Source organism: Paracoccus niistensis (genome assembly GCF_042432925.1).
GTDB classification, from domain to species: Bacteria; Pseudomonadota; Alphaproteobacteria; order Rhodobacterales; family Rhodobacteraceae; genus Paracoccus; species Paracoccus niistensis.
Window position 1 is genome coordinate 86645 of record NZ_JBHLWE010000005.1, and the last position, 9116, is coordinate 95760.

Consider the following 9116-nt stretch of genomic DNA (forward strand, 5'->3'; position numbering starts at 1 on the left):
AAGCCCGCCCTGCCCCCACGGCCATGAGGGCAGGGCATCCATAACAAGAAACCATCCGTCGCAAAAGGACCTTTCCATGAAACGCGAAACCATCGCCCCGGCTTCCATCCAGTATTTTCCGCTGGCCCAACTCTATGTGTCCGACCTCAACCCGCGTCAGGACGCCGAGCCGGAGGGGATCGACCTTTTGGCCGACAGCCTTGCCCTGATCGGCCTGATCCAGAACCTGTCGGGCATCCTCGATGCGGAGGGCCGCGTGGGCATCGTTGCCGGAGGCCGCAGGCTGCGGGCCATCGCCCGCGCCGTCGAGCGTGACGCCACTGTCACCGAACGGCACCCGGAACTGGCCTCCATCCCGGTTCGCATTGCGCCCGACGAGGCCACCGCCCGGGCCTGGGCCAGTGCCGAGAACGCGGCGCGGGAGGACCTGGCCCCCGCTGACGAAATCCGCGCCTATGGCCGGATGAAGGAAGCAGGCGCGGACGTGTCGGCCATTGCCCGCAGCTTCGGCAAGACCGAGGCCCATGTTTATCGCCGCCTTGCCTTGGCCGCCCTGCCCGCCCCGGTTCTGGACGCGCTGAAAGAGGGCCAGATCAGCCTTGGCATGGCGAAAGCCTTTACCGTGTCGCAGGACGAGGCATTGACCCTGACGGTTCTGGCCGAGGTGAAGGGCCGCGACGTGTCGGAACACCGCATCAAGCAGGCATTGCAGCCCGCCGCCGTCAGCGCCACCGACCGCCGCGCCCGTTTTGTCGGACTGGACGCCTACGAGGCCGCAGGCGGCAGCCTGACCCGCGACCTGTTCAGCGACACCGTGGCGCTGCACGATGCCGACCTGTTGCAGGACTTGTTCACCGAGCGGCTGAACGCCGAGGCCGGGAAGCTGGCGGCAGGCTGGAAATGGGCCGAGGTCATGGCCGACGAATATGTCTCCTATTCCGTCACCGAGAAGCTGGCCCGCCTTTATCCGGTCGAGGGGGTTCTGACGGAGGAACAGGCCGAGCGGTATGACGAACTGGCCGAACTGGCGAACGCCGATGCACTGGACGAGGCCGGGCAGGCCAAGCTTGAGGCTCTGGACGCGATCATCAAGGGCGACTTCACCGACGCGCAACGCGCCGTGGCGGGCTACTATGTCTATGTCAGCCACAGCGGGACCGTGCAGTTGAGCGGCCCGTGGGTGCGGACCGAGGACCGGGCCGCAGCCATCGAGGCCGAGGTTCTGACTGGCCATGCCGCCCATGCGGACGGCGGCGATGCCGCGTCCGCGCCCAAGTCGCCCTATAGTGGCGCACTGGTCGAGGACATGAAGGCGATCCGGCTGGCCGCGATCCAGACCGCGCTCCTGGACAAGCCGGACATGGTGTTCGACCTGCTGGCCTTCGGTCTGTCGCTGGCCTCTGGCGTCAGCACGAACGTCTTTGACCTGTCGCCGGGACGCCCCATGAACTGCCCGAGTAAGACGGACGGTCTGGAATGGACCGACCGGCTGGCCCACCCCCCGGCAGGACATGAGGCATGGAGCCGCCCGGAGTTGCGGGTCAAAGATCTGGCCCAAGCCTTCCGCGACTTCACGGCGGCAGGCAAGAAGGCCCGCAATGCCGCACTGGCCGAAGGCATGGCGCGGACCCTGCCCTATGGTGCAGGCAATGCTGATTTCTTTGCGCTGATCGAGGCCGACAGCGGGGCCAGCATCCGCAAGGTCTGGACGCCGACCGCCGAGAACTTCTTCAACCGCGTCAGCGCCGACACTCTGGACAGCCTGCATCTGGACCTGACCGGCTGCGATCCCGAGGGCAACGGCTTCAAGGCCCACAAGGCGCAGAAGAAAGCGGAAAAGGCCCGCTGCATGGAACGGCTGTTCAGCAATGCCGAGTATCAGAAGGCATGGCGCATCACAGCAGAGGCAAAGGCCCGGATCGACGCATGGGTGCCGGATTGCTTCTGATCTGAAAAAAAGCCGGGGGCGCAGACGACCATGACCCCGCCCCCGGATTACGCTAAAAAAACAGGGGAAGCAGGCACATGCCACAACAACCTATAGATGAGCAAGGCTTGAGCGCGGAACAGATCGACGCCTTGCGGGCCTATCGCGACCAGCATGGCAGACGCTGGAAAAGCCGCCTGCTGGCCGGATGGCTCTCCTCGACGGGCGATGAAGGGCCGGAGCTTCGCCAGGTCCGCAACACCTTTGGCCCATCCTGGCTGCTGAACTATCGCCTGCCCGACTGACATTCCCATTCCTTCAGCGACGAAGGTTCACCTGGCCCCGCCCCGTGCGGGGCTTCTTTTTTGCCGCTGCTGGCTCAGGTTTCCCCTGCCCTGTCACCGGCTGGCCGGCGCCAGGACAGGGGCGGCGCTCAGGCCGCGCCGGGCCGCCGCTGCGCGGCTTTTCATGCTTTTGGGAGCGGACGCGTGGGGAACTTCCGTTGCCAAGTTTCGATGAGAAAGAGCGCGGCAGTGCTTGCAGCATGGATCGACAGCCGAGCAATTCGTGCGTCAATGCGGGCATATCCCCTTTCGCGACCGTGTGCGTCGCCCCCGTGGGTGCGCAGCGATCCAACCCCCCCCAATAACCGTGTTCAGGCCAGACAGAATTTGCCGCACATCATTGGCAATCAATGGGTCAATGTCGGTGCGATCGGGAGACAGGCCAAGCGGTTGCTTCACAGCATTGTAGAGGCCCTGCACATCCTTCTTTGCAGGGAGAGGTTGCCCGAGTTCGAGGAGAATTGACCGGCATACGCTTTCGATCGTGCTACATGCGGCGGTTACAGCATCCTCGGGGTCGGTCTGGCTGCTGGCAAGGGCGCGATCCAGATCCCGGCTCACCGTATCGAAGTCGATTACCTCTGATAGACCAGCAAGCTCTGCGAGAACAGGCACACCTTTTCCTGCTTCTAGAAGGCGTATCCGAGTGCCTTGCTGTTGCAGCTCAAAGCCGTCGAAGCGCAGGACGCGATTGAGATAGTCCAGCACGGCATTGTGACGTTCAGGTTCATGGATGAAGTCGCGAGGATCGGCGGCTGCTTCGATGATCCTTGTAAGGTGCGGCGCTGCCTCAAAGCCGTTGTTGAGCCTGTTGAGACACTTCACAAGCGACGGGACGCGAGAACCCTCAACTGTAAAGGCGACGTTACAGCCCCGCATGAATTTTTCGATCTTTGGCCCACTGCGGTAGATGCCAACAGGAGGTGTCAGGTCATTGCCGCCACCCCCGCTGATGATCTCGGCAATAGCATCGATGCTTTGAGGCGATAGCGGAAACGGCATGGTTGCAAGTCGTCTTTTCGATGAAGCAGGTTGATGTTGCCATCATGTATGGCGATCATAACGGAATAGCCCTTGGGAGCTTGTTCGGATTATGCCACATCAGTTTTAGAGAAATCATCGCCCTTGTAGAGCAAGGGCACATGGTAGGCTTTGGCGCAGGCATAGGACAAAGCATCGCCCATGTTGAGTTGCGCCGGATGCCCGACCACCTTGCCATAGACAGACAGCGCGCGGATCGCCTCGGCGCCCATGCTGCCCGTGATGTGCATCTCCTTGGCTTCAAGCGCCTTCAGCAGCTCATCGACAAGTTCCGTCGCGGCGGCAAAGTCCTCGGCTGTCGCCGGGCCTTTGCCGCGCCGCTCGACCCGCTTGCGCACAAGGGCAAGTGTCGCCTCCAGGCGCACAATGGGCGAATAGCGCAGGCCGCCTCGCGCGGCCTCCATCGCCTTCAGGAACGCAGGCCCGTCTTCTTCCTGCAACAGCACGGCTGCGACAACGCTGGCATCGAGAAACATCAGTCCTCGCCCCACTGTTCGTCCATGAATGCCTTGTCTGCTGCAATGTCGCTGCCGCTGGACACAAAACCGGCCTCCGCTGCCCGGCGCTGTATCCGCGCAACCCGGTCCGTCAGGGTCTCCTTGGCAGCGAGAGCGTTCAACTGGTCGGACAAGGCGCGGCGAACAGCCTCCGTCTTGTTCGTCATGCCGGTGGCCGCAAGATACTGATCGACAAGTGTATCAACCGCAGGGTCTTTGATGTAGAGGGGCATGGTATATCCTCGTTTTGAGCAGAGTATATCCTTTGGGGGATATAGAAGCAACCTCCGATTGGATATACCAACGGGCGTCCCCCTTCGGGTCGCGTCCCCGGTTCCGGCCGGCAAGCCGGCCTCCACCCGAGCTGGTCAGGGCGATGCTCCCGGCTGCGCCGTGCGGATGCCTGTCTCGTCCCGAGCCAGTCCCTCGCTCGCCGGTCCTGGTCGCCCTGCCCTGCCCATCTCGTCCCTTCGGGCGGGACCGCTGACGCGGGCCGTGAGCCCGGTTGTCCAGCCTCGCGCCAGAACGACCTTGGGAGTGGAGGCGGGAGGCCGAAGCAGGCTGTAAGCGAGACCACAGGGATCGAGCAAACGGCCTGTGGTCAACCGGGCGGGCAGTTGCAGGCTGCCGGTGATGCACAGAGATAGCTGCCTTCCCGTCTGACTGCTGCGGCAGGAAGAAGACACGGGAGAGGCCCGCGCGAGGCACGGGCCAGGATGATCCTTTTGCCGTTCCGGGGGATCGACGGGCTGTCGCCCGCTCACCCCCGTCCGCAGCCTTTTTGTTTTCCTGTCCGCCACGCATCCCCGCCCGAGCCGGTCAAGGGGCAAGCGCCGCCCTTTGGGCGTCGTCGTCCAGGCGGGCCGTGTCCTCGCCCGTTCCGGGCTGCGGGCCGCACTACCCCGCCTTCCCGACCCCTTGACAGTCTCGGGCGCGGCCGCGGGCAGGGCTGCGCCCTCCCCGCTCCGCTTTCCGAAAAGCATGGGCCTTTCGAGACAGCAGATCAGGAAGGCTCGCCCATCGGCGGAACGGGCAGAAGACCCGGCCGCCCCGTTGCGAGAGGAACGCCACAAATGGCTTTCGACCTTTACCAGCACGTCACCGACACCATCATCGCCAGCCTTGATGCGGGCACCCCGGCATGGCGCAAGCCGTGGACCGGCGACACCGGCGGCGCGGCCTTCCCCCGCCGCGCCAACGGCGAGCCTTATCGCGGCATCAATGTCCTGATGCTGTGGCTGACCGCCGCCGACAAAGGCTATCGCGCCGCCCATTGGTTTACCTACAAGCAGGCCCAAGAGGCGGGTGGGCAGGTCCGCAAAGGCGAGAAATCCGCAACCGTGGTCAAATACGGCACCTTTGAGCGCGAGACCGAGGGCAGCGACGACCCGCGCAAAGTCCCCTACCTGAAAGCCTATCGCGTCTTTAACGCCGAGCAGATCGACGGCCTGCCCACCGAGTTTCACGCCGCCGCGGCCGAGGAACCGTGCAACCTGGGCACCGCCGCCGACCCCGCGCTTGACGCTTTCTTTGCCGCCACCGGCGCAGACATTCGCACCAGTGACGACCCCCGCGCCTACTACAACCCCGTTGCCGACTTCATCCATATGCCGCCGATCGCCACCTTCCACACGGCGGGCGGATTTTATGCCACCCTTGCCCATGAAACAGTTCATTGGACCGGCCACGGGAGCCGCCTTGACCGACTGGGCCGCTTCACCGAACGGAAGGCGTATGCCTTCGAGGAACTGATTGCGGAAATCGGCAACTGCATGATCTGCGCGAGCCTTGGCCTGCCCCCCGACTTCGAGCAGTCCGCCGCCTATGTCGGAAGCTGGCTGCGCGCGCTTCAGGACGACAAGCGGCTGATCTTCAAGGCCGCGACCGAGGCGCAGAAGGCCGCCGACCTGCTGTTGCAGACGTGCCCCGCCGAGGAAAGGGCCGCCGCATAAGCGGCCCCCGCCACTGCCTCGCGTCCCGCATCAAGCGGGGCGCATCCTCCCTCCAGGTAGGCGGCACGCGCCCCAGCCAAGGCCGGGCCACGCGCCGCCATGCGCCTATGCGGCGCTCGCAGCCGCTGGCGCGGCACTCCTTGCCCCCTCAAACGCGCGGCCCACCGGACCGGGGGCGTTCGGCTTGCCCGAATCCCCAGAAGGCGTGATCTTCGCGTCTTTGTCGCGAACCTCGCCCCATGCGGGATCACTCCATCAATACCCGGCGTTTGCCATCAACTCATCGAGGTAGGATGAGAAGCGCGCGCGCGTGTAGTGGTTCAGCATCGAACGCAGGACGCCGAACCCCGCCGGGTCGAGCCGGGCTTCCATGTCGGCAACCTCTGCCGGTGTGAGCTGCACTCGCGTCTGCATATGACGCCCGACGCTTTCCGGTCGATCAAGATGAACGTCGCCTGCCTTGATCGTCTTGAATTCACGTAGCAGTTCTGGCTTGAATCTATTGAGGCTGTTGCGCAGCAGTGTTGTCGGTGGCAAGCCAACCGCTGCTGCCCATGTTTCTGCGCGCTTCTCTACATCCGCATGAATGCGAATAGTCAGCACAACATCGACATAGGCGTCCTTGCCCCCTGCCCCTTCGGCCAGAGGCTCGACAGTAACTGAGGCCGCCACCTTGTCGCTATCCGATGCCTGCGTGGCGGGTGCGGTTTCCAGGCCGTGTTCTCCTTTGGCCAATTGCGGCATCTTGCCATCAGGTTGATCGTGGGTGTGTCCCGTTTCCTCTGATTGCCGCAGTCGCTGTCGTGTTGATTTTCTGGTTGCGGATAGATCGTGAGCTGCCGCTTCTTCCGACCGAATGGTTGGATCGGCGGGCGCGGGATCTGCAGGCGGCGCCTCGGAGACTTCCGCTGGCCGCGCCGCCTCCAGCTTTTCTCGGAGTTCCTTTCCAACCATATCAAATGGATTCGGCCTGTCGGATGCGGGCTTCCCGATTGTTTGGGTAAACTCACGGTCGCGCTTGAGTATGTCGCCGGGCCTTTTGCGCGGAAGGGACATCAGACAGCCTCCGCATCGGTCAGCATGGCTTCATCGAGAAGTTGCAGAACCGCATCCATCTCTTCCAGTGCGTTCGTAAGGTGGTTCTGGATGATGCCTTTGCGAGTGTTGTCGCGAATTTCTCCAAGCAGCCCCTCCCCATCGACCTGCTTGTAGGCTTTGCGCTCCATGATCGGTTCCTCGATCACTGGCATGGACCCGAATATCTGTTCGATGGCCTGCCTTTCGGTTGCGCTCGGGTCAGCCGACACAGCGTTGATGACAACGCGGTAGTCCGGCACACTCTGCGCGTTGTTGACACGGCCTTTCAGGCGCTCGTGCCAAATCAGCGTCTCCATCGTCTCGGTATAGTCACCCCTGCCCGGCCGAACCGGCGCGACGATCAGGTGCGACTGCAGCACCACATCGTCCAAGGCTTCGCTCGCGCCCCCGAAGGTGTCGATCAGGACCAGGTGATCGTGCTCTGGTTCGTTGTAGATCGCGTCGAGCTTGGCGGTGATCTCTGCTGGGTCGTAGGTGTGGATCACCTCGGCTCGGTCGTTCCAGTTTCCAAGCTGCTTTGCGACCTTCATCCAGCCGTAAATGCTCTGGCTGCTGTCGGTATCAAAGACCGTCACCCGGTCGCCGCGCGCGATGGCGGCGCTTGCCAGCCCACGCACCAGCGTCGATTTTCCGCAGCCACCCTTGCGGTTGATAACCGCGATCACGCGAATGCCCCTACTCATTACTTCCCTTCTTTCATGCACTCTTGCGGCCCATCACTCGTGCGATCTGACACTCTGTCACCGCGACGCTCGTTCAGTCTGAGGAAGATGCACTCTTGCGATCTATCCATCAATCGGACTTTCGCCCTGGCGCTCTGCCTCTCAACCACTGTGGCAGTATAGCTCTCGTGCGATAGGTCTCTCTGTCTCACCATATGTCTGTCTTTCTGTCTGTCTGTCAGTCTCTCTTTCGGTCTGTCTGACTGTCTATTTGTCTTTCTTTCATTAGGTCAAAGTGTTATTCTGTCACTTGGTCACTCTGACGATATGGCTCTCTGTCATATGGTCAGCCAGTCGGACTGTCAGTCCGTCAGTGCGTCAGTCCGTCAGTGCGTCAGTCCGTCAGTGCGTCAGTCCGTCAGTGCGTCAGTCCGTCAGTGCGTCAGTGCGTCAGTCCGTCAGTGCGTCAGTGCGTCAGTCCGTCAGTGCGTCAGTGTGCCTCTATATCTCACTGATAGTATGTCGGTGTGTCGGTGTGTCGGTCTGGCACTCAAAGCAAAGGGCGTCTCGCAGGTCGGTCTTTCCTTCTTTTTGCTGCCTCCCTCCACCACGCTGGTCGGAGCCATCTCCAAAGGCCCTTGGAACACCTTGCAGACTAATGAGCGCAGGGTCGGGGAAACCTGTGGCGCTATCTCCTGACGCAAGCAGGACAGGGCCTCGAGCGAGGTATCGGCAACAGCTGTCCTGCTACCACTACAGCAGAGGTGGGGAAAAGCGGTTGACGGGAGTATAGGAAGATGAAGTGATGGAAATGGCAGGAACTGTTGAATGTTTACAAAGCTGGATCAGGTGGCTCGTGGCCCGTCAGAAACTCACTCCTTCCGAGCGCGACGAGGCGGTCCTTCGTCTGCGGGCAGGCGGAACCGCACAGTCGGTCGCCGATGCCGTAGGGGCATCGAAGGAAACCATTGCCAAGGTTCGGCAGCACGAAGTTCGGAGCCGTGACAGCGCCACCACGGACGGCAAGCCGGTATCGGCGCGACTGACGCCGGCCGAGATCGAGCAGTTGGAGTGGCTGAAAGCTCGTTTCGGTTACGGGTCCAACTCCGACGCGATCCGTGCCCTGGTCCGCGCAGCTTCGGGGATGCTGGAGTTCGACCCAGTGGCGGCCGAGAAGCTGGATGAAGTTCGGGGCGAGCTGCGCAAGATCGGGGTCAACGTGAACCAGATTGCCTTGGCCTCGAACCGGGGCCGGATCGACTTGGCCCGGCACGAGTGGCAGGCGGTTGACGAGTTGCGGCGCGCGTTTCCGAGGGTAGAAGGCTATCTGCGGGCAGTGGTGAACGAGCAGCGGCGGCGCGGGACGCGGCTGTTCCAGAAGTTCATCGAGGCCGGACGTGACTGATCTGGCCGACGATCTGATCGGAGAAATCCGCCTTGGCCGGAGCGGCCGCGGGCGGTTTCGGAACACTAACTTCGGCAAGGCACGGCGGAGTAGGACGGCGGGGTCGCTGTTTTCCGCGCGCGCGTGCAACCTGTGGCGGGTGGCGCAGGGCTCGAACGCGGCCGTGCTGAAGAAGATCACCCGGGGCGGC

The 9116-nt window shown here is 62.8% G+C and carries 11 protein-coding genes; 5 read left to right on the top strand and 6 right to left on the bottom strand.

What is annotated here, in order from left to right:
• Positions 1-76 precede the first annotated feature (76 nt).
• Both ACFFII_RS02055 and ACFFII_RS02060 read left to right on the top strand, forming a co-directional pair.
• Entirely contained in the window at positions 77-1948 is a 1872-nt protein-coding gene (locus ACFFII_RS02055; RefSeq protein ID WP_377697219.1) for a ParB/RepB/Spo0J family partition protein, read from the top strand.
• 107 nt (positions 1949-2055) lie between these two features.
• The gene (locus ACFFII_RS02060; protein ID WP_377697220.1) at positions 2056-2232 is read left to right on the top strand and encodes a hypothetical protein; all 177 of its coding nucleotides are present in this window, start codon (positions 2056-2058) and stop codon (positions 2230-2232) included.
• A gap of 161 nt (positions 2233-2393) precedes the next feature.
• Here the strand turns inward: ACFFII_RS02060 and ACFFII_RS17760 are convergent, their stop codons facing one another.
• The 4 genes from ACFFII_RS17760 to ACFFII_RS02075 form a co-directional block, all read right to left on the bottom strand.
• Positions 2394-2573 carry an abortive infection family protein gene (locus ACFFII_RS17760; protein ID WP_446686926.1) on the bottom strand — a complete coding sequence of 60 codons (180 nt, stop codon included), beginning with the start codon at positions 2571-2573 and terminating at the stop codon, positions 2394-2396.
• A complete protein-coding gene (locus ACFFII_RS17765; protein ID WP_446686927.1) occupies positions 2500-3273 on the bottom strand; it encodes an abortive infection family protein in 774 nt (257 codons plus the stop codon). Before ACFFII_RS17765 ends, ACFFII_RS17760 begins: the two co-directional genes overlap by 74 nt.
• An 89-nt stretch (positions 3274-3362) precedes the next feature.
• Entirely contained in the window at positions 3363-3788 is a 426-nt protein-coding gene (locus tag ACFFII_RS02070) for a type II toxin-antitoxin system VapC family toxin (RefSeq protein ID WP_377697221.1), read from the bottom strand.
• Positions 3788-4042, bottom strand: a complete 255-nt coding sequence (locus ACFFII_RS02075) for a type II toxin-antitoxin system VapB family antitoxin (protein ID WP_090757601.1) — start codon at positions 4040-4042, stop codon at positions 3788-3790. The genes ACFFII_RS02070 and ACFFII_RS02075 overlap by 1 nt, the downstream gene beginning before the upstream one ends.
• Before the next feature lie 840 nt (positions 4043-4882).
• On the opposite strand from ACFFII_RS02075, the gene ACFFII_RS02080 reads away from it, so the two are divergent.
• Positions 4883-5761: an ArdC family protein gene (locus ACFFII_RS02080; RefSeq protein WP_377697222.1), complete on the top strand. Its 879-nt coding sequence runs from the start codon at positions 4883-4885 to the stop codon at positions 5759-5761.
• Positions 5762-6016: 255 nt separating this feature from the next.
• On the opposite strand, the gene ACFFII_RS02085 is transcribed toward ACFFII_RS02080, so the two are convergent.
• Together ACFFII_RS02085 and ACFFII_RS02090 are read right to left on the bottom strand one after the other, a co-directional pair.
• The gene (locus ACFFII_RS02085; RefSeq protein WP_377697223.1) at positions 6017-6817 is read right to left on the bottom strand and encodes a hypothetical protein; all 801 of its coding nucleotides are present in this window, start codon (positions 6815-6817) and stop codon (positions 6017-6019) included.
• Positions 6817-7524 carry a nucleotide-binding protein gene (locus ACFFII_RS02090; protein ID WP_377697224.1) on the bottom strand — a complete coding sequence of 236 codons (708 nt, stop codon included), beginning with the start codon at positions 7522-7524 and terminating at the stop codon, positions 6817-6819. Before ACFFII_RS02090 ends, ACFFII_RS02085 begins: the two co-directional genes overlap by 1 nt.
• Before the next feature lie 853 nt (positions 7525-8377).
• Here ACFFII_RS02090 and ACFFII_RS02095 point away from each other — a divergent pair.
• Together ACFFII_RS02095 and ACFFII_RS02100 are read left to right on the top strand one after the other, a co-directional pair.
• Positions 8378-8926, top strand: coding sequence for a DNA mobilization endonuclease VirD1/MobC family subunit (locus ACFFII_RS02095; protein ID WP_377697225.1), 549 nt, complete (start codon positions 8378-8380; stop codon positions 8924-8926).
• Positions 8919-9116 (top strand): hypothetical protein (locus tag ACFFII_RS02100; protein ID WP_377697226.1); only part of this gene is annotated, 198 nt, incomplete at its 3' end. The genes ACFFII_RS02095 and ACFFII_RS02100, both read left to right, overlap by 8 nt.

Coding starts and splice junctions, on each gene's coding strand:
- ACFFII_RS17765 (WP_446686927.1), bottom strand. CDS start 3,273: ATGCCGTTTCCGCTATCGCCTCAAAGCATCGATGCTATTGCCGAGATC.
- ACFFII_RS02085 (WP_377697223.1), bottom strand. CDS start 6,817: ATGTCCCTTCCGCGCAAAAGGCCCGGCGACATACTCAAGCGCGACCGT.
- ACFFII_RS02055 (WP_377697219.1), top strand. CDS start 77: ATGAAACGCGAAACCATCGCCCCGGCTTCCATCCAGTATTTTCCGCTG.
- ACFFII_RS02075 (WP_090757601.1), bottom strand. CDS start 4,042: ATGCCCCTCTACATCAAAGACCCTGCGGTTGATACACTTGTCGATCAG.
- ACFFII_RS02070 (WP_377697221.1), bottom strand. CDS start 3,788: ATGTTTCTCGATGCCAGCGTTGTCGCAGCCGTGCTGTTGCAGGAAGAA.
- ACFFII_RS02080 (WP_377697222.1), top strand. CDS start 4,883: ATGGCTTTCGACCTTTACCAGCACGTCACCGACACCATCATCGCCAGC.